Here is a 19736-nt window from a genome sequence, read left to right as displayed (position 1 = left end):
TTATTCAGTTAGAGCTTACCTAGTTTTACAGTTTGGTTTGACTAAGGATCGCACATTGTCCCACTAGGCGTTGCACTTTGAATCACACCGCTAGTGTCGACAACCCAATTAATGGTGCAGTCACGATAAGGGTTTTTAAAGGCATGCACTGTATAACCATTGTCTAACGGCTTCTTGGTTTCAATCCAAGCATAGTTTCGAGATGCCCAAAAACTGATAGGGCGTGACCGTTCGGTGAGATACTGCTCTTGTGCATCGGTTATGTCTGAACCGATGTATTGTTGAATATGTTCTTCCGTGCCGGCTATTTGGCTACTGCACGCTGTTACTAGCGCAGCAAAAGCCAAAACAATAATACGCATTTCAAATCCTTTTAAGCTTAATTAGCTATCATCAAACCAGTGATCAAATAGTCCCAACTTTCTATCCTTAAAGCCACAACTGTTATCTTAAACCAACCTCAATCAAGCATGTTGAGATTGAGGTTTTTTAGCTTTGATCCTGTTATGGACAACCTCTAACAGAACGAATCAAATCCCTTAAGTACACGTTAGCAAGAATATGCATATAGTTCGATTATTTCCCATGTAATGTTATGTAAATTTTCTTACGCCACTCGGCAAACGTAAACAATGTAAATTGAATGCCAATACGAATGATTATCAACTAAATTGTCGCCATAAAATTTATAGGTATTGGTTTGTATGTCGTTAAAAAGTAGGGCGGTTCAATCATGGGCTCGTCGACTTCATGTTTATATTTCAATGGCACTTCTGTTCGTTGTTCTTTTCTTCTCAGTGACAGGTATCACCTTGAACAGACCTGAGTTATTTGAATCAAGCCAACCCAATATTCAACGCTCTACTTTAGAGCTTCCTACGAGTTTGTTTACGGTTCAAGACGGGCGATTAAAAGCCGACGAGACAGCCTTTGAAACGTTTCTGTTTGAAGAAGCCAACCTCTCCGGCGTTCCTTCAGGTTTGGACATCTATGCAGATATTGAAGGCGGTGAGTTGCTCATCGGTGAAGTGTCTATGGACTTCAAAGGACCAGGCTACAACGCTTCCGTTTTTGTTGACGTTACGTCTGAGTTTGTAGAAGTCGAAACCACTAATTACGGCGTTATCGCATTGTTGAACGATCTACATAAAGGTCGTAACAGCGGTGAAGTATGGAAATGGTTTATCGATATCACAGCGCTATTGATGATCTTCTTTGTGCTTACTGGCGTGTGCTTACTGTTACCTAAGAAAAAGACGCTTAATACTTCCATCAAATGGACGGTGTTTGGGTCTGCAATCTCACTGGTTATCTATTTTGTCGCCGTACCTTAACCCTTAATTAGCTTGATGAAGTGGGTTGATGAATCAGCTTGAAGAACGAATTAAAGGTTAAACGGATTTTAAAGGTTGTTAAAAATGAAAAAAATGAACTGGAGCAAGGCGCTTCTTGCTTTATCTCTTTTGCCAAGCCTAGGTATGGCACAAGCGATTCCTGATACGGCAAAACTGGATGTCAGCTTTGAGCTTCCAAAGATTGATACCTCTATGTATGCACGTCCTTATGTGGCGGTGTGGGTAGAGAATAGCGAACGAAAGTCAGTGAAAACCATCGAGCTTTGGGTCGGTAAAGACGAATGGCTTAAGGATCTGCGCAGCTGGTGGAGAAAGGTTGGCCGTTACGATCGTGAACTGGTTGATGCTGTGACGTCTGCAACACGTCCTGCTGGCCAGTACCGTTTCGTGTGGGATGGTAAGAGCGACAGCGGTGAAACGTTAGAACAAGGCGAGTACACGGTTCATATCGAAGTGGTTCGTGAACACGGTGGCCGTAATTACCTTCGCCAAAAAGTATCACTCGCAGATTCAAACATATCTTACGAATTAAAAGCAACGGAAGAGACGGGTGAAATCACCCTGAACTACATCGCTAAATAGTAAGTGCGAACAGTAACTAGTAAGTACGAACTAAAACCAAGCTGAACAGAATAGACAGTGGTCATCGTAGGCTCAGATAGAGCGACACGGCTAACAATTATAAATAATGGAATTGAACATGATGAAACAGACAAAAATCAAAGCACTTGCTCTAGCGGGTGTGATGGCATTCGGCCTAGCAGCAACGACAACGGCACAAGCTCACCCACGTTGGATTTTGCCATCTCACTTTACTGTATCTAAAGAAGGTGGTGATTGGCTAACGTTCGATGTTACTGCGTCTCACGGTACGTTTGTTTTTGATAAGCCTGCTGGCAGCGAAAATGCTCATGTCATCATGCCAGATGGCCGCAGCGAGCGTCCTAACTTCGTTATTCGTGGCAAGCGTCGTTCAATCTTCGACTTCTATTTTGAAGAAGAAGGTACACACAAAGTGGCGATCAACAACCAGCCGTCTTACTACACGCAATACAAAGCGGGTCGCCGTGACACGGTGAAGTGGATTAAAGCAAACAAAGCTGAGCGTGACTCAGTTCTGCCTGAAAAATCACGTGACGTGGTAACGCAGATCAGCTTCACTCGTGCAGAAAGCTACATCACGGTAGGTAAGCCAACGGATTCAGTGTTCAAAATTGAAGGCAAGCTTCTAGAAATGAAGCCTGTGACACACCCTTCAGATATCGTTGAAGGCGAACCTGTGACATTCCAGTTCTTCTACAACGGTGAAATCCAGAAAGACGTGAAAGCGGAGATTACTCGTGAAGGTACGCTTTACCGCAACCACCAAGAGCAGATTGATGTGGTGAGTGATGAGAACGGTGAAATCACGTTTACTCCAGGCGTAGCAGGTCGTTACGTAATGAAAGCGAACTACAAAGGTGAGTTGATTGACAACCCACTGGCAGACAAAGCAAGCGCGAACGTTCACCTAACGTTCGAAGCGCTGCTTCAATAGTCTGTGATATCGGGGCTAGATCCCTGATTAAGAATCAAAAAAACTTAAGGGCTCATTTGAGCCCTTTATCGCTCAGTTTACTTCTGAGAATTTGCACTGTGGCTAGGGTACGAACCATGACAATAAAAACAAAACTTAACGCTTTAATGACTCCTTGCTTAGCATTGGGACTTGGTTTCGCTGCATTACCTGCGCAAGCACACTTTCCACTGATGAGCTGCTGGTTTGAAGGTAAGACTGTTGCTTGTGAAGCGGGTTATTCGGATGGCAGCAAAGCGATTGATTACGCAGTTGAGATGTACGATTACGAAGACAACTTGATTGCAAAAGAGATGACAGATAAACGTTCTATCGTTGAATTCCCACATCCTGACACTGAGTTCTACCTTGTGTTCGATTCAGGTCATGAGTTTCCAGTTGAAGTTGATGTTGTAGAGATCAGTGAAAAATGATGATTCAAAGCGTACGTGCTGATACGGGCGGCAGAGAGGGCAAATGGGTAGGACTGATCATTGTGTTCATCCTTTGCTTTGCAACTGTCGCAATCCCATTTCATCAGGCTGAATCCCACGTTAAAGCAGTGCTTGATCATCAAATTCTAGTGACTGATGTTGAACAAGAAAACTTGGCGATGCTATCAGAGCTGCGTTTAGCGCATGAAGAAATCCGTGACCTGCGCATGGACTCAGATGGTGAATGGCCGAGTGTTGCATCACTTAAAGATGAATGGGTTGCCCCGTTTGTAGAAGATCAGAGTTGGAAGCGCAAAGGTTCTCATGCTTGGGTACTGGACGAGCGTGGTTATTACTTTTCTACTCCAAGTGAACAAGCTACGCCTACCGATCATGGTTTTGCGGATTCCTTTATTTTAAATGCGAACAGCGTTTCTCCTGAAATCTGGATCTTCTTGGGCGGTGTAGCGAAACAGCCCGCTACTTTTGACCAACACACGCTAGAGTCTACGGGTTGGAAAATGGTCGTGAACGAATCAGAAATTGAACAGCATCATGAAAGCGATGCTCACTAATAATAAGAGAATTACTATGCGAATTATGACTCTGTTCATGTCGTTATTAGCGGTGTTCATGGCACCCAATGCATTGGCAAAAGAATATAAGATCGACAGCAACAAGCTGACGATTGGTATCACACTTCAACCTTACTACAGCTACGTGAAAGCCGTGGTAGGTGACAAAGTGAACATTCTTCCTTTGGTTGACGCAGGTTTCAACCCACATAACTACTTACCACAACCCAATGATATAAAACGATTGAGCCAAATGGATGCAATCGTAGTAAACGGTATTGGTCACGATGACTTTGCGCTTAAAGTGATTTCAGCAGCGCAACGTGATGACTTAGTCGTGATCGAAGCAAACAAAGAAGTGCCTCTACTTCCTGCTCTTGGTCAGTCTGTTGGTCAAGGTGCCGTTAACCCACATACCTTTGTTGGGCTTTCGACAACAATTCAAAAGGTTTACACCATCGCGAGTGAGGTCTCTAAGCTCGACCCTGACAACGCGGCTTTTTATCGTAAGAATGCACGTAAATACGCAAAGCAATTTCGCTTTATGAAGCGCGATGCGATGTTGTCATTAGGTGAGTTAGATACTTCAGGTATGAAGGTCGCGACTACACATAATGCTTATGGCTACATCCTTCAAGAGTTTGGTGTGGATGTTGCGGCAGTAATCGAGCCTGCACACGGTGTTGAACCAAGTGCTAGTCAACTGCAAGAGACGATCGAGAAGATCCGCGCATCGGGCATTGACGTGTTGTTCTACGAGCTAAACATGCCAAACCGTTTTGTTGACACGATTGAAGCGGAAACGGGTGTTCAGCTTTACCGTTTCTCTCACATGACGCATGGCGAATATGAAGACGACAAAGTCGAAGTTGAGATGCAGAAGAATCTCGAGACATTAATCGAAGCAATGAAATTTGCGGCGGCGAACCAAGCTAAAAGCGGGAACGCATAATGTTAGGTCCATCGATTTCAATCAATCAACTCGGTCTGCAATATGACAACAACGTCATTCTTGACGATATCTCACTAGAACTTAAAGCGGGTGAGTGCCATGTAATCATGGGGCCAAACGGCGGTGGTAAAACCTCTCTGCTACGCTCTGTTCTTGGTTTGACGCCTTTCTCTGGGCAAATCAATATTCATTGGCCAGAAAAGCCAAGTATCGGTTATGTTCCACAAAAAGCGACCTTCGAATCGAGCTTGCCTTTGACGGTCATGGATTTCGTGTTGCTTAACCAAACTCGAATTCCGCTATTTTGGCGTCGTAAGTCTAAGCAATTGGATCTTGCACTCGCACAATTAGATCGCGTTGGTATGGCTACTCGTAGCGACCGCCGCATGGGACAGTTATCGGGTGGTGAGCAGCAACGCGTGCTGTTTGCCCAAGCGCTATTAGATAACCCAAGTCTACTGGTGTTGGATGAACCAACCACGGGTATGGACGAGCAGGGCGTTCGTTATCTTGAATCGTTAATTCGTGAATGTGTTAGTGAAGGTCGTACGATCCTTGCGGTACACCACGATGTCACGGCAGTGCGTCGACTCGAAGCGAACGTACATGTTGTGAATCGATTCTTGGTTGATAGTGGCCCACACGAACAAGTCTTACACCCAAGTAAAATCGAGAGCCTGTTCCAGCACTACAGCAGTGGCTCTGCGATGACCAAATCGAAGGAGGTTGCGTAATGGATTGGTTACGACAACTAGCCATTAGTGGCGTGGAAGCGGGCTGGTTATCAGACAGTTTCATGTATGCCTTCATGGTCAATGCTTTGGTTGCAGCGTTACTACTTGGTCCTCTGTTAGGTGGTCTGGGTACTTTGGTGATTGCCAAGCGTCTCGCTTTCTTCTCAGAAGCCGTCGGCCACGCAGCGTTAACCGGTATCGCTATTGGTGTTTTGCTTGGCGAGCCACCAGAAAACCCAATTATTGGTTTGTTTAGCTTCTGTATGATCTTCGCTCTGCTTCTTCACTTTGTAAGAAACAGGACCAACGTTCCATACGATACCTTAGTGGGTGTTTTCCTTGCGCTAGCGTTGGCTGTGGGTGCGGCGTTACTGATGTATGTTGCTCGTAAGATCAATATCCACATGCTTGAAAACGTACTGTTTGGCTCGATTCTTACGGTAACAGACCAAGACTTAGCGATTCTCGCAGGTAGTTGCGCGATCATCATCTTGCTCTTGATACCGACATTCAACCGCATTCTCCTGACTTGTATCAGCCCTGATATAGCTAAGGTTCGTGGTTACAACACCAGCTTTTACGATTACTTGTTTGTCATGATGATCACCTTAGTGACAATTGCGGCCGTGAAGATCGTAGGTGCAGTTCTAGTGGGTGCGTTATTGTTGATTCCAGGTGCGACCGCTCGATTGTTAACTAAACGTATGGGGAGCTTTGTTCTCTTGTCGGCATTACTCGCAACCATCGCATGTTTGGTTGGAACCGTGTTGCCTATGGAACTCAAACTGCCAGTGCCATCGGGCGCTTCAATCATCATCGTTTCTGCAACGTTTTTCCTAGCAGCAACGCTATACCGAATTGTAAGAAAGGCGTAATCATGACTTGTTTAATGAATCGTATCGCTAGCTCAGTAAAAGCAACGGCTCAAGTGAGTGTACTTGGTAGTGTATTAATGGCTGGTTCTGTGATGTCACTGAACGTGAATGCAGAAGACATCCTAACCAGTACACCTGTGACTTATGCATTGGCGACAGAGCTAACCAAAGGCACGGACATTACCACCGAATATCTACCACCTAAGCGCTACGGTATTGACCGTCTGCCGAATTGGTTTGGTACCAAGGGTGCGAGTAAAGTGCTTCAATCGGGTGAAAAGGCGACCGTTGCGGTAACGTTGTCATCGATCTGGCAAGCCGACCCTACGTTTGTATACGCAAGACAAAGCAATATCCGTTTAGTTGAGGTTGATGCCGCTCAAGCGATTACACCGCGTGCACAAGGCGTTGCTGCGCTTACATTGTCGAATGGTGATGTGTCTAAATACGCATGGTTAAACCCGACCAACTTAACACGTATGGCGGCGATTGTGGCTGACGACTTTAAGTTGTTGTGGCCTGCGCAAGCTGAAACGATTGATAGCAACTTACAACGTGTGATGTTGGATGTTCGTGAACTGATCAACAAGCAGCAAGCAGTATTGCTCGACAATGACGTAGATTCAGTATTGTTGCTTTCAGAAAGCTTGGAAGATTTCGCCTCTGGCAGCCAACTGTTTGTTGAAGAACGCATGTTCAAAGCTGAACTGGAATGGACAGAGCAGGACAAAGCCAAGCTTAAAGAGATGTTTTCGGAAGATGATGCTCTATGGTTAGTTACAGCGAAAAAGCCAAGCAACTTGATTAAATCATTGGTACCGAATGAGCGTATCTTGGTAGTGGATTCTGTTGATCGTTGGGGCAGAGCGGGAATCAACGCAAAAGCACCGTTTGCCCGTTGGGAAGTGCAGCCATTCAAAGGCTAACCAGCGCGATTAAAAATGGTAGGATCAAAAAAGCAGCCCAATTTGAGGCTGCTTTTTTGTTCTTGTCTGTTGGCTCTGAAAAGAGTGTCAGACAAGAGGACTGCGAGTATAAACTTACTCTGCAGCTTTTGTCTCTTCAGCTTCAACCGTTGCTTCTACTGAACCTTCAGCTTGCTCTTGAGCTGCTTTCGCTTGTTCTTCAGCTTCCATTTTTGCACGGTCAGCTTTAGAGATGTAGCGAGGCTTGTTGCTACTATGCAGTTTAGAATTCGCCTGTTTCTGCTTCTTTTTTAGAATTTGATTGATTTTTTTCTTACGGTTCATTGCTGCATAGCCTTGTATTTAGTTTAGGCGGTGGAGGATAATCATTTTAGCTCTAGAACTCAATATTTACATGGTATTCAGCAAGGAAAATATCACTATGCAGTCAGTCGAGACCGAACGTTTAAGATTAAGAATGATCACACCTCAAGATGCGGCGTTTATTCAACGACTATACAGCTCAGAAGATTTCCTGCGTTACATTGGTGATAAGGAAATCAACGACACTGAAAAGGCTGTCGAGTACATTGAAAACAACATTCTTAAGATGCATGAAGAGAAGGGTGTCTGTTTGTTGATGGTTGAAATCAAAGAAACTTCAACGCCAATTGGTATCTGCGGATTAATAAAAAGAGACACCTTAGCGTCGCATGATATTGGCTACGGGTTTGCTCCTGAGTTTTATGGTCAAGGCTTTGCCCAAGAAGCCGCGGAGGCGATAATTGAACAAGCTAAGCAGAATGCTGATATCGATCATTTAGTTGCCATCACTACCTCTGATAACATTCGAAGTATCACACTACTGACTAAGTTAGGCTTTGTGTTCGAGCGAGTTGAAGATGTGATAAGCGAAAGCGTTAATCTCAACCTGTACGGTTTCTCATTAGGTAATTAAAACATGTTCCAACATAACAATATTCTACAAGGTGAGCTCGCAACGGAGTACAAAACCGTTATTGCGATGGTGCACATCTATTGCAAAGATCACCACGGTGAAGTTCGTCAGAATAACGCGTTATGTGAGGAGTGTGAGCAACTGTTGCGTTACGCCGAAACACGACTGGATAGATGTCCTTATGGCGAAGCAAAACCGACCTGTAATAAGTGTCCGATTCATTGCTATAAACCAGACCCGAAAGAGCAAATGCGATTGGTGATGCGCTATGCCGGGCCAAGAATGCTACTTAAGCATCCGATATTAGCGATTCGACATCTGATTCATGAGAAACGGAAAGTGCCTGAAAAGCCGTTGCCGAATGTGTCGAACCGCCATATCCGAATGAACAAGAAGTAAGTGGCGCTTTAAAGTAATTTCTAAAGAAATGCAAAAGGTCTGATTTCTCAGACCTTTTTTATGTAGATACGTTTTATCTAAGTTTGAATATAGCCAGGTAACTGAAACTTACGCCGCTTGAGGCTCTTCGTAGGTCACCGTTAGGTTGTTGATCCAGCGTCGGCTCAAGTAACGGTGTGAACAGATGGTCAATTTCACGACTTCTTCTACCAACATTAGACCATAGATGTATTTAAAGTCCCATTCAGCGACAAACGCGCCGTAAACACATACTGGAATGCCCACCATCCACATCGCGATGAAATCCATGCGAAGGCAGAACGCATTATCACCACCAGCACGAATAATACCGTTAATGATCACCATGTTGAGCATGCGAATCACGACCGCAAAGCACATGATCATCATCGCAGGTGAAGCAAGCGGGTATAAAGCGTCTTTGGTCAGGTTTAGCCATGACAGAACGTGCTCTTTACCCATAAACAATAGCAAGCCTACAACCGCACCAAAACCAACCACGGCTTTGATGAACGTCAGACCCATACTCATAGCGTCATCAAACTCATCACGACCGAGTGAGTGACCAAGCAACACGGAACACGCTACAGAAATACCAAAGAATATCGAGTAACACAGCGACTCAAAAGGCGCGAGCATAGAGAACACAGCAAGTTCCGTTGTGCCCATGTGACCGAAGATCATTTGGTATGCCATAGTACCCATTGCCCATAACACGGCATTCATCGTTAGTGGCAAAGCAATACGACGGTAAGATAGCCACAATGATGGACGATGTGGTGAGCTAGGCGTGGTTAACAACCAATGTTTACGCATGCGCATGTAGCTATACATCAAGCCGACTTGAATTGCGCGAGCGAGTGTCGTCGCTAGTGCTGCACCTGCTACGCCCATAGCGGGAATACCAAAGGCACCTTTGATTAGAACGAAGTTAAGCGCAATGTTGAGTGCAATGGTCACCGCGCCTAATAGTAGCGGGGTTACGGTGTCACCTGATGAGCGCATGCTTGCTTCTACCACGACCACAATGTGAGTCAGCAGAAGGACAGGGAATCCATACCACAGGTAAGTCGCGCCAAGTTCAATCACGGTTTGATCGCTGGTCTGCAACATCATTAAAAACTGAGAACCAAGAGTGATGATTGCAGTAACAGGCAGCAGAACTTTTAAGCCAAACACCATTGCGATAGATGATACCGTTCGCGCGCTTTTTCGGTCGTTCTTTCCCCAGTATTGAGCGACTAATGTTCCGTTTGCTGAGGCCAACCCTGCCATAATCATAATAGCAACGAAGTGCCATTTTGATGCAATTCCCACAGCCGCAGCTGCTTCCATACCATAATCACTGACCATTAATACGTCAGCAAGGGCAAGAATAGCGACAAGCGCACTTTGTAAAGCAACAGGTAAACCCAGTTTAACGATACGAGGTAAGATGCTCTCTGGCTTGTTATTCATAGATGAGTTAGGGTTGATGTTAGTTGTCATAAGCTCTCCGATTTATGGCAGAACTATAGTGATTTGAGCGAAGTAACAACATGTTTAAAAAACAACAAAACCTGTGCGAATCCGTCATTGATTCAATGAGACCAAAATCAACTTGGCATGATGATGTTTTTCTCGCTGAACAGTGCAAAGAACGTTTTTTGACCGTTGAAGATATTCCAGAGATGAAAAGCTTTGGTGTCTATATGGGCGGCATGGCGAAGCTATATGATGGCTACTGGGTTGAGCGCGAATCCGTTAATGTTCATACGTTGATTTTCACTATGGAAGGTGGCGGCATTCTAACAACCGCAACATCGGTCCAAGCGATTACACCTTATACACTCGTGGTGCTTCCTGCTGAAACCCCATTTCGTTTTGAACTCGATCCTCAATATAATTATTGGAAAATGGCGTGGATGCTGACGCCTGACACCAAGCAATGGCAGCACATAGCAAGTTTAGGACAGGGGATTGTGCCTTTTGGAGAGTGTGAGCAGATCTGGTCATTAATGAACTTGGTTTACTTTGAGATAGGCGGTAGAGCCAGTTACCGTAAGTTACTCTTGAGTGAAATTATCCGAACATTGACGGGGTTTGAGCCTAAGTCGACCAGCACCACTGCACGTGTTCAAGCGCTCTATAACGAAATTGAAAGTAGTCTGCATCAGCCATGGACAGTGGCAGGGATGGCTGAAAGAGTGTTTATCAGTGAAGAGCAACTCAATAGAGTCACCAAGACGCTATTCAACCTCTCACCACGCAGTAAATTGATTCAATTACGCATGGACAAAGCCACCAGTCTACTGAAATATCAAGATTGGTCAGTTTCTATGATTGCTAATCGCTTAGGCTACAAAGATCCTTATAACTTTTCGCATCGTTTCAAAAAGCATTTCGGTTTGTCACCCAGTCAATATCGAAAGAGCCATCGACTTCTTGGTTAGCCTTGCGCGATGAAATGAGAAGTGTGGGAGAAGAAGGTTACATATAGGCATGAGTTGAAAAGAGCCCTTCGCTTAGACATAAAGTCTGAACTCGGAGCCCTAATGACACGCATCTAGTGTCTGTCTATTTAAGCTTACTCGCCTGCAATCTGTAGGTGAGAGCGCTTTAGGCTAGCAATCAACATGTAGATCGTTGTAGCAAGTAGAGACGCGAACAGGTAAGTGAACAATCCTGCTTGTGAATCCATAAAGCTGTCTGCAACGATTGGTCCCGCAACAGAACCGATGCTGTAGCAAAGTAGCATGATTTGAGTCACTGACACCAAGTAGCTTGGGTCAAGGTTACGGCAACCTAAGTTAATCGCGATTGGGTATAGCGCAAATGTGGCCATGCCTAATACGAACAAGCTCATGCCTAGTACGTAGAAATCGTGATTGATAGTCAGCACACCAATGCTTGCAACCCCTAGCAGGCAGAACAAAGCCATTAATAACACTTGTCCTACGTGGTGAGATAACCAAGTCACCATCGGCTGTACAGCCATACCACCCATGATAACCAAAGCCATCAAACCACCAATGTCTTCGTGTGCAATGTTACGTTGAGCAAGTTCAACTGGCATCAAGCCGTAAATCGCACCTAGCGTTAATCCGGAAACAATGCAGCCAATTAGCGCGCTGTGGCTTAATTTGCTGATCTGCTTTAAAGACAAAGATTGCGCATCGTGGATCTGTGGTGGAGTTGCTTGTCCGTACATCAGCACAATGATCGCACCAAACAGAAGGGTGAACATTGCGATGAAAGGTACGCCACCAGTAATACCTAGGTAACCGATACCAAGCTGACCAACTGCAGAACCGCCGTACAGTGAACACATGTAGATAGCGAGACGTTTTGCGCGTTGTGACTCGTCACCGCTCATTAGCCAAGACTCTACAATCACGAAGATACCTGCAACCGCCACACCAGCCACAAAGCGAGCTAGTAGCCATACTGCTTGGTGTGGGATCAATGGCAATACAAGGATCGTTGCGATGAACACACTCAATGCGATGACGAACGCATCTTTGTGGCCAACACGCGCAATGGCACGTTCAATCAATAATGTACCAGCCAGTAGACCTGCATAGAATGCACTCGCCAACCAACTCGATAGATCTTTGTCTAAGCCATACTCAGACAGCATTAATGGTAATGAACTCATTAAGTAGCCTGAAGCGATCGCGTAAAAAGACAATGCAATAACAGGAACAGTTATGCGAGTTGTTGGTTGGATGTTGTCCAATGCAGGAGCCTCTGATAGTAAAAGAAACGATGAATTTTCCGCGACTATGGGGGAGAAACTGAATTGGGTAAAACAAATAAAAATGGTCGTTAAGATAAAAGAAATTTATCGACCAACTAAACTAAAATACGGTTGCGATATTTGGTGGTTTGGCGAGATTTTATGCGGGCAAAAAGTCGTTAAGCCGTTGTTCATTGGTGGTTTAATTTAGAAAAAGATTGCAGCGTGATTGTCTTTTTATGATTTGGATTGAGTGGGATTTTAAGTGTTAGACCGTTTCTTTACGGTATTGACGTGGCGAGCTTCCACTCCACTTACGAAAGGCATGTCGAAAGTTAGCGCTGTCTGAAAACCCAACGCGCTCAGATATCTCTTCAATGCTCATTTGAGTTGAAGAAAGGTAGTGTCGAGAAAGGTGAAAACGAACGTGGTCCAGTATCTTCTGATAGTTCGTATCCGCTGCTTTCAGGTGACGACGCAGAGTTCGAGAAGACATGCCCAGTTCTGAAGAAATGGATTCTATAGAAGGGTAACATCCTGGCCTTTCAATCAGCATCTGAGAGACTTTCTCTTTGAGGCTACTGGGTGCACTGACTTTTGCCAACATGTCATCACACGATTTTAAGCACATCTGTAAAGTGATGGGGTTGGCGGTAGGAAGAGATGAATACAAGGTGGTTGCGTCGAACTCCCATTCAAGCCGGTCACTATTGAATTCAACCGGGCAGCGGAAAATCTCTGTGTATAGATCGCCGTATTCAGGTTTTGGATAGGGGAAGCGGATCACTTGAGAAGGAAAGGGCTGCTGTAAGACCTCTTCGCACAAACTGTGTATCGCTGCGAACCAGTATTCACAACAAAAGGGCAGTAAAGAATCGAGTTCGATAAGTTGCTCTGCGCGAAAGTAACCAATGTTGTCTTCTACAGACATGGTTTTCCTGAGGACAGGGCCAGCAAGTTGCAGATACTTAAACCCGATTAAAAAGGCATCGAGTAGTGTTTCGCTGCTAAACACCGCATAACCGAGCACGCCGAAATCGCTGAACCTCGCTTGTTGGCCAACTTTAAGCCCCAATCCGTCTTCGTTGGAATTCGCTAACGCATTACTGAACACAGCAAGCTTTTGCGCCAAAGTGATGTGTGTATCGGGTGTGTTGAGTTGGAGAGCATCGATGTTACTGCCTTCGAGCAACTCTTCGATACTGAGAACAGGCGACAGGTAACGATGCAGCAACTGAAGATCCAGAATGCCGAATGCTTGCATGTCGGGTTCGTAAACTGCGGTGTATTCCATAAGCTGCCTCTTGTTGAATATCGATATCTTAACCGAACTTTTAACATTTACGCCTGTTGCTTGTTCTCACTTTCGCAAGCTTGTTCCAAATTTTGGTTTATGTGTGCAAGGTTTTATTGGGCTAGCGCAGGCTGTGTCCGAATATCACCGGTTTTTGTCTTTTTGAAATCTGTTCGAAATGTTATCGAAATGTTGTAATTTATCGGGCTGCACATTGGAGCGTCTCAAACATTTTGCTCAATAACGACTCTTATCTACATGACACACCAATGTGCAGGCTCGTGATGACAAGAAAGAGACTTATTACAACGATTAGAACGTCTACGGTGACCGTCACAAACAGGTCTAAGCCGCACAAGGAGATCATGGATGCACAATCTTGCTGTTAATTTGGAGCGTAGCGCTTCGCTTTTTCCAACTAAAGCCGCTATGCGTATGGGATCGGATGAAATCAGTTTTTCTCAGTTAGAACAACTTTCTGGAAACGTGGCTGCTAACTTGAAAAGACTTGGGTTGCAGAACGGAGATAAGGTAGCGTTGTCATGCCCGAACGTGACTTACTTTCCGATAGCCTATTACGGGATTCTAAAAGCGGGTTGTGTAGTCGTGCCTTTGAACGTGCTATTCAAGGCCAGAGAGATCGCTTATCACCTTAATGACTCTAACGCGAAGGCCTATTTATGTTTTGACGGCAGTGAAGAGCTTCCAATTGGTCGCTATGGTTTACAAGGTTTTGAGCAGGCAAACCACTGTGAACACTTTGTCGAGATGCCTATCCCAACAAACACAGACACTACTTTAGAAAGTAATGAGGAGCATGAATCAATCGCTGATTGGTTGGCACAACCTTTTACTCCTTTTGAGTCTGTGGCTTGTCATGGCGATGATACCGCTGTGATCCTTTATACCTCTGGCACGACGGGTCAACCAAAAGGGGCTGAGCTTTCCCACACCAACATGCAAACCAATGCGATGTCGTCACAGTATCTAATGAGATTGGAGTACAGCGACACCACAATGGCTACACTGCCTTTATTCCATAGCTTCGGTCAGACGGTGATGATGAACGCGAGTGTGCTAACAGGGTCCACCATGGTGTTGATTCCTCGTTTTGAACCGTCATTGGTTATTGAACAGATCATTAGCCATAAAGTCAGCGTGTTTGCGGGTGTTCCTACTATGTATATCGCGCTATTAAAGGCGGGAGAAGAGTCTTCTGATAGTTTAGAAAACACAAGCAAACGCTCTGAACAGGTTAAACACAGCTTGAGGTTAGGTGTTTCTGGCGGTGCTTCTATGCCGCTTGAGGTTATACGACAGTTTGAATCTCGTTTTGAATTACCAGTCTTAGAAGGTTATGGGCTCTCGGAAACGGCGCCGGTTGCGACCTTTAATCATATTGATGGCGATCGTTTATCGGGTAGTGTCGGTCAGCCTTTATGTGGCCACCTCATCAAGATTACTGATATACAAGGCAACTCTGTCGCTATGGGTGAACTCGGCGAAGTCTGCATTAAAAGCCCAAGTGTGATGAAAGGCTATTATCAAAGGCCAGAGGCGACAGCTGAATCTATTCGTGATGGTTGGTTCTTAACGGGAGATATCGGTCGCGTCGATGAGCATGGCAATTTGTTCATTGTTGACCGTGTTAAAGACATGATTATTCGTGGTGGGTACAACGTTTATCCACGTGAAGTCGAAGAAGTGTTGATGTGTCACCCCGATGTCGAAATGGTCGCGGTGGTAGGCGAGCATCATGAACATTTAGGCGAGGAGATCCACGCGCAGTGGTTCTTCACGAACATACGCAATGTGATAGTGCCGCCTTGATAGCATGGTGTCGTGAGCAACTCGCCGACTACAAATACCCGCGTAAGGTATTCATTCGTAAAGCCTTACCCATGACAGCAACCGGAAAAATCTTGAAGCGTGAGTTACACCCACTAGAAATAGCGGAGATGGCAAATGGATAGTTATGATTTTATTATTGTTGGCGGTGGTTCAGCTGGGTGTGTGATGGCTTCTCGGCTGTCGGAAGATCCTGATGTGACGGTTTGCTTGTTAGAAGCGGGTGGTAAAGACACCAGCCCATTCATTCACACACCCGTTGGCGTGGTGGCGATGATGCCAACCAAACTCAATAATTGGGCATTCGAAACGGTTGAACAGCCGGGTTTGAACGGTCGTAAAGGCTATCAGCCTAGAGGTAAGACACTTGGCGGTTCTAGCTCTATCAATGCCATGATGTACGCTCGTGGACATCGCTATGACTACGATAGATGGGAAAGCTTGGGCAATGCTGGCTGGAACTATGAATCCTGTTTGCCTTACTTTAAGAAAGCAGAAAACAACGAAGTCCACCAAGATGAGTTCCATGGCCAAGGTGGTCCTCTTAATGTGGCCAATCTTAGATCGCCAAGCCCTATGTTGGAACGTTATTTAACGGCGTGTGAATCGATAGGTGTACCTCGCAATGAGGATATTAACGGCGCTGCTCAGTTTGGGGCGATGCCGACGCAGGTAACACAGCTGAATGGTGAACGATGCAGTGCTGCCAAGGCTTACTTAACGCCAAACCTTTCACGATCGAATCTCACGGTCGTGACTAAAGCCACCACACATAAGGTTTTGTTTGAAGGCAAGAAGGCGATTGGTGTTGAATATGGTTCTAGCGGAAAGCGTTATCAGATACGATGCAATAAAGAAGTGATTCTTTCCGCTGGCGCGTTTGGTTCTCCCCAATTGCTGTTACTGTCTGGTGTCGGTGCTCAAACTGAACTAGAGACACATGGAATCGAACAGGTTCATGAATTACCTGGAGTGGGCAAGAACCTTCAAGATCATATCGACTTAGTACATTCGTATAAATGCAGTGAAAAGCGTGAAACTTTTGGTATCTCGCTGCAAATGGCCTCTGAAATGACCAAAGCCTTACCACTATGGCACAAAGAACGCCGCGGTAAAATGAGCAGTAATTTTGCAGAGGGAATAGGCTTTCTCTGTTCCGAAGATCATATCGCTGTACCGGATTTAGAGTTTGTATTTGTGGTCGCTGTTGTAGATGACCATGCTAGAAAAATTCATACCAGTCATGGCTTTACATCTCATGTCACCTTATTGCGACCGAAGAGCTACGGCACCGTAACGCTCAATAGTAATGATCCCTATGATCCGCCTAAGATCGATCCTGCGTTTTTCAGTCATCCTGAAGACATGGAGATCATGATTAAGGGCTGGAAGAAGCAGTATCAAATGTTAGAGAGTTCCGCGTTTGATGATATCCGAGGCAATGCTTTCTACCCTGTGGACGCCAGTGATGACAAGGCTATCGAGCAAGATATTCGCAATCGTGCAGACACTCAGTATCACCCGATCGGGACCTGTAAAATGGGACCTAGTAGCGATTCTTTAGCTGTGGTAGATAAAGATCTCAAAGTTTATGGATTGGATAATTTGAGAGTCATTGATGCTTCTGTGATGCCGACACTGATTGGGGCAAACACCAATGCACCAACCATTATGATTGCTGAGAAAGTCGCAGATCAAATCAAACAGCAATACGGGTTTGGCAAGCAAGAATCTAATATTCAAGCGAAAGGCGAAGCTGTAGTTTTATTCAAGAAGTTAAGTGATAACCATAAATAAAACAGTAGGCTAGATAGTCTTGATTTGGTAAGACTCTCTAACCTATTTTTGTGTGCTTACTTAGAATTAAGTAATGCTAAATCAATAGCTTAACCAATAGTATTACTTAGTTAGTGCTTGATTAAGCCACTGATCAAATTGACCTTTTGGCAGTGCACCGTTAATCGTATCAACACGTTGACCGTTCTTGAACACCATCACCGTTGGGATGCTTCTGATTTGATACATAGCCGCCAGTTGCTGTTGAGCTTCGGTATCAATTTTAACAAATCGAACATCGCCAGCGCGCTCTTTAGCGACATCGCTGAACACAGGTGCGAAACCTACACATGGGTTGCACCATGTCGCCCAAAAATCGACAACGACAGGCTGTGAACTGTTCAAAATTGATTGGAAATTCAGTGACGTACCTTCGATTGGTGCACCGTCTAGAAGTGCGTTTTTGCACTTACCACAAGTAGGGCTTTCTGAAATTCTTTCTGAAGGAACTCGGTTTACGCCACCGCAAGAAGGGCAACGTGTGTTGAATGTAGACATAACTTTCTCTTTTTTATGCGTCTCCGTGCCTAACGCGATTTACGAATCATGTACGGAACGCTTATACTGTTTAAAACAAGAATAAGATACTCAAATAAAAACAAACAATAAGCAGGTAAATGATGACAAAATTTTACGCTGAAATTACGGGCTGGGGAAAGTGTCTGCCACCAGCCGTGCTATCCAATGATGATTTAAGCACTTTCATTGATACGTCTGACGAGTGGATTCGTACTCGAACTGGTATCGAAAATCGTCGTATCAGTCATGTAAATACCTCTGAGCTAGCGACCGTTGCTGCTCAACATGCAATGGCGTGTGCTGGTTTAACAGCCGAAGATATCGATCTTGTGATCGTAGCGACGTGCAGTCCAGACTCTCTTATTCCAAATACCGCGTCTAAAGTTCAACAGAACTTAGGCATCAAGAGCGCAGCAGCTTTTGACCTTAATGCAGCGTGTACAGGCTTTATCTACGGTGTTGAAACAGCAACTCGATTGATTCAAGCGGGCAACTACCGCAATGCGATCGTTGTGGGTGCAGAGCGTCTTTCATTCTTCATCGACTGGACCAAGCGTGATACTGCGGTTCTATTCGGTGATGGCGCTGGCGCTGTGGTTTTATCGCGTACTGAAGAACAAGTGGGTTTACAAGAAGCTCAAATCGGTTGTGACGCAGAGGGCCGTGACATTCTAGCAGTACCAAAATTCGGTACGTCTATGGACCGCTTTGCTGCTGATAACGGTTACTGGGATTTTGATTTCGTTGGTAAAGAGATCTTCAAGCGTGCAGTGAAAGGAATGGGCGCTGCAGCACATACAGTATTGAGTCGCACTGGCATCTCAACTGAAAACATCGATGTTGTGATTCCGCACCAAGCGAACATCCGAATTATTCAAACTCTGTGTGATATGGCGGGCATTGAACGTGAGAAAGCGTTTGTGAACATTCAAAACTATGGCAACACGTCGGCTGCGACTGTGCCAATTGCATTGTGTGAATCGTTAGAGCAAGGCTTTGTTAAACCGAACTCAAACATCCTTGTGGCGGCATTCGGTGCCGGTTTAACTTGGGGGGCAGGCCATATTAAGTGGGGTAGCCGTGTTGATCCGTTAGGTCAATCGGACGCTAAGCTTCCAGAAGCAGATAGCTCGGCATTAGAACTTCTAGAGAGAGCCATTTTACACTGTAAAACGCGTCCTAATTCTGAGAATGAGTAGCAGCATGGCGCAAGTTCGTTTTATGACAGAAGCCGACCTCGATGGAGCGGCTTTAGTTCACCAAGCTACTTTTGTTCGACAGCAAAACTCAAAAAATTGGTTACAATGTAACTTAAATGCTGCGCCACGCTTTCTTAACTTTGTTGCTGAAAGCGATGGCGAGATTGTCGGCTACATTATTTGGGTTCAAAAGAGTGGGTTTAGGCCTGAAGCTGTTTTGGAGCTAGAACAACTTGCTGTGTTACCGAGTGCTCAGGGGCAAGGATTGGGCAAAAAGCTGATTCTAGACTCTTTGCCTCAAGTGAAGCAGAAGCTATCAGAGCAGGGCTCGACACTAAAACATGTATTAGTGACCACCAGAGCAGATAACTTTGCACAAAAGCTCTATCAGTCGACATTGGGCGCTCAAGTCGAAACCACGATTTCAAACTTTTACTCAGCCGATGAAGTGCTTATGATAGCTCGCAATGTAGGTGAACGAATCTGATCGCTGAGTTCTTAGAACCATTATTATCAGCGGCATAACTCGATTAACGTTTTATTAGGGGCTTCTGTGGCCCTT

General features: G+C 45.1%; 22 protein-coding genes and 1 pseudogene. 17 read left to right on the top strand and 6 right to left on the bottom strand.

Annotated elements, in window-relative coordinates; translation table 11 throughout:
* Positions 1-41: 41 nt before the first annotated feature.
* On the bottom strand, positions 42-362 hold the full coding sequence (locus AB4161_RS04095) for a hypothetical protein (RefSeq protein WP_372082852.1): 321 nt from the start codon (positions 360-362) through the stop codon (positions 42-44).
* Between the two features lie 342 nt (positions 363-704).
* On the opposite strand from AB4161_RS04095, the gene AB4161_RS04090 reads away from it, so the two are divergent.
* The 9 genes from AB4161_RS04090 to AB4161_RS04050 all read left to right on the top strand — a co-directional run bounded on the left by AB4161_RS04090 (position 705) and on the right by AB4161_RS04050 (position 7406).
* The gene (locus AB4161_RS04090; RefSeq protein WP_372082851.1) at positions 705-1334 is read left to right on the top strand and encodes a PepSY-associated TM helix domain-containing protein; all 630 of its coding nucleotides are present in this window, start codon (positions 705-707) and stop codon (positions 1332-1334) included.
* Positions 1335-1418: 84 nt separating this feature from the next.
* Entirely contained in the window at positions 1419-1937 is a 519-nt protein-coding gene (locus AB4161_RS04085) for a DUF2271 domain-containing protein (RefSeq protein WP_017062545.1), read from the top strand.
* Between the two features lie 118 nt (positions 1938-2055).
* The gene (locus tag AB4161_RS04080) at positions 2056-2892 is read left to right on the top strand and encodes a DUF4198 domain-containing protein (RefSeq protein WP_372082850.1); all 837 of its coding nucleotides are present in this window, start codon (positions 2056-2058) and stop codon (positions 2890-2892) included.
* A gap of 116 nt (positions 2893-3008) precedes the next feature.
* Positions 3009-3344: a hypothetical protein gene (locus AB4161_RS04075; RefSeq protein WP_017062543.1), complete on the top strand. Its 336-nt coding sequence runs from the start codon at positions 3009-3011 to the stop codon at positions 3342-3344.
* Positions 3341-3919, top strand: a complete 579-nt coding sequence (locus AB4161_RS04070; RefSeq protein WP_029235381.1) for a DUF6162 family protein — start codon at positions 3341-3343, stop codon at positions 3917-3919. Before AB4161_RS04075 ends, AB4161_RS04070 begins: the two co-directional genes overlap by 4 nt.
* Before the next feature lie 16 nt (positions 3920-3935).
* Positions 3936-4871, top strand: coding sequence for a metal ABC transporter solute-binding protein, Zn/Mn family (locus AB4161_RS04065; RefSeq protein ID WP_017070976.1), 936 nt, complete (start codon positions 3936-3938; stop codon positions 4869-4871).
* The gene (locus tag AB4161_RS04060; protein ID WP_017070975.1) at positions 4871-5605 is read left to right on the top strand and encodes a metal ABC transporter ATP-binding protein; all 735 of its coding nucleotides are present in this window, start codon (positions 4871-4873) and stop codon (positions 5603-5605) included. Before AB4161_RS04065 ends, AB4161_RS04060 begins: the two co-directional genes overlap by 1 nt.
* Positions 5605-6480, top strand: a complete 876-nt coding sequence (locus AB4161_RS04055; protein ID WP_065206162.1) for a metal ABC transporter permease — start codon at positions 5605-5607, stop codon at positions 6478-6480. The genes AB4161_RS04060 and AB4161_RS04055 overlap by 1 nt, the downstream gene beginning before the upstream one ends.
* Before the next feature lie 2 nt (positions 6481-6482).
* Entirely contained in the window at positions 6483-7406 is a 924-nt protein-coding gene (locus AB4161_RS04050; protein ID WP_017062538.1) for an ABC transporter substrate-binding protein, read from the top strand.
* Between the two features lie 114 nt (positions 7407-7520).
* Here AB4161_RS04050 and AB4161_RS04045 read toward each other — a convergent pair whose 3' ends face one another.
* The gene (locus AB4161_RS04045) at positions 7521-7730 is read right to left on the bottom strand and encodes a DUF2986 domain-containing protein (protein WP_017060973.1); all 210 of its coding nucleotides are present in this window, start codon (positions 7728-7730) and stop codon (positions 7521-7523) included.
* A 97-nt stretch (positions 7731-7827) separates the two neighbouring features.
* On the opposite strand from AB4161_RS04045, the gene AB4161_RS04040 reads away from it, so the two are divergent.
* Together AB4161_RS04040 and AB4161_RS04035 are read left to right on the top strand one after the other, a co-directional pair.
* Entirely contained in the window at positions 7828-8343 is a 516-nt protein-coding gene (locus AB4161_RS04040; RefSeq protein ID WP_017067858.1) for a GNAT family N-acetyltransferase, read from the top strand.
* A 3-nt stretch (positions 8344-8346) separates the two neighbouring features.
* A complete protein-coding gene (locus tag AB4161_RS04035; protein WP_017060975.1) occupies positions 8347-8742 on the top strand; it encodes a nitrous oxide-stimulated promoter family protein in 396 nt (131 codons plus the stop codon).
* A gap of 108 nt (positions 8743-8850) precedes the next feature.
* On the opposite strand, the gene AB4161_RS04030 is transcribed toward AB4161_RS04035, so the two are convergent.
* Positions 8851-10248: an MATE family efflux transporter gene (locus AB4161_RS04030; RefSeq protein ID WP_136978233.1), complete on the bottom strand. Its 1398-nt coding sequence runs from the start codon at positions 10246-10248 to the stop codon at positions 8851-8853.
* A 50-nt stretch (positions 10249-10298) separates the two neighbouring features.
* On the opposite strand from AB4161_RS04030, the gene AB4161_RS04025 reads away from it, so the two are divergent.
* Positions 10299-11192: an AraC family transcriptional regulator gene (locus AB4161_RS04025; protein ID WP_017060977.1), complete on the top strand. Its 894-nt coding sequence runs from the start codon at positions 10299-10301 to the stop codon at positions 11190-11192.
* Positions 11193-11326: 134 nt separating this feature from the next.
* On the opposite strand, the gene AB4161_RS04020 is transcribed toward AB4161_RS04025, so the two are convergent.
* Positions 11327-12478 (bottom strand): MFS transporter, encoded by a 1152-nt coding sequence (locus AB4161_RS04020; RefSeq protein ID WP_029235229.1) that lies wholly within the window; start codon positions 12476-12478, stop codon positions 11327-11329.
* On the opposite strand from AB4161_RS04020, the gene AB4161_RS04015 reads away from it, so the two are divergent.
* The gene (locus tag AB4161_RS04015) at positions 12450-12689 is read left to right on the top strand and encodes a hypothetical protein (protein ID WP_017060129.1); all 240 of its coding nucleotides are present in this window, start codon (positions 12450-12452) and stop codon (positions 12687-12689) included. The genes AB4161_RS04020 and AB4161_RS04015 overlap by 29 nt on opposite strands.
* 57 nt (positions 12690-12746) lie before the next feature.
* Here AB4161_RS04015 and AB4161_RS04010 read toward each other — a convergent pair whose 3' ends face one another.
* The gene (locus tag AB4161_RS04010) at positions 12747-13772 is read right to left on the bottom strand and encodes an AraC family transcriptional regulator (RefSeq protein ID WP_372082849.1); all 1026 of its coding nucleotides are present in this window, start codon (positions 13770-13772) and stop codon (positions 12747-12749) included.
* A 369-nt stretch (positions 13773-14141) separates the two neighbouring features.
* Here AB4161_RS04010 and AB4161_RS04005 point away from each other — a divergent pair.
* Positions 14142-15745, top strand: a pseudogene (locus AB4161_RS04005) (long-chain-fatty-acid--CoA ligase).
* A complete protein-coding gene (locus tag AB4161_RS04000) occupies positions 15738-17417 on the top strand; it encodes a GMC family oxidoreductase (RefSeq protein ID WP_017060126.1) in 1680 nt (559 codons plus the stop codon). The pseudogene AB4161_RS04005 and the gene AB4161_RS04000 overlap by 8 nt, the downstream one beginning before the upstream one ends.
* Before the next feature lie 102 nt (positions 17418-17519).
* On the opposite strand, the gene trxC is transcribed toward AB4161_RS04000, so the two are convergent.
* Positions 17520-17954, bottom strand: a complete 435-nt coding sequence (gene trxC / locus AB4161_RS03995; RefSeq protein WP_017060125.1) for a thioredoxin TrxC — start codon at positions 17952-17954, stop codon at positions 17520-17522.
* 122 nt (positions 17955-18076) lie between these two features.
* On the opposite strand from trxC, the gene AB4161_RS03990 reads away from it, so the two are divergent.
* Positions 18077-19174, top strand: a complete 1098-nt coding sequence (locus tag AB4161_RS03990; protein ID WP_017060124.1) for a ketoacyl-ACP synthase III — start codon at positions 18077-18079, stop codon at positions 19172-19174.
* Between the two features lie 22 nt (positions 19175-19196).
* Positions 19197-19661 (top strand): GNAT family N-acetyltransferase, encoded by a 465-nt coding sequence (locus AB4161_RS03985; protein WP_029235379.1) that lies wholly within the window; start codon positions 19197-19199, stop codon positions 19659-19661.
* Positions 19662-19736: the final 75 nt, after the last annotated feature.

It is taken from the genome of Vibrio sp. 10N.286.51.E5 (genome assembly GCF_041469125.1).
GTDB classification, from domain to species: domain Bacteria; phylum Pseudomonadota; class Gammaproteobacteria; order Enterobacterales; family Vibrionaceae; genus Vibrio; species Vibrio crassostreae_C.
This window is presented reverse-complemented; position numbering and strand designations above follow the sequence as displayed.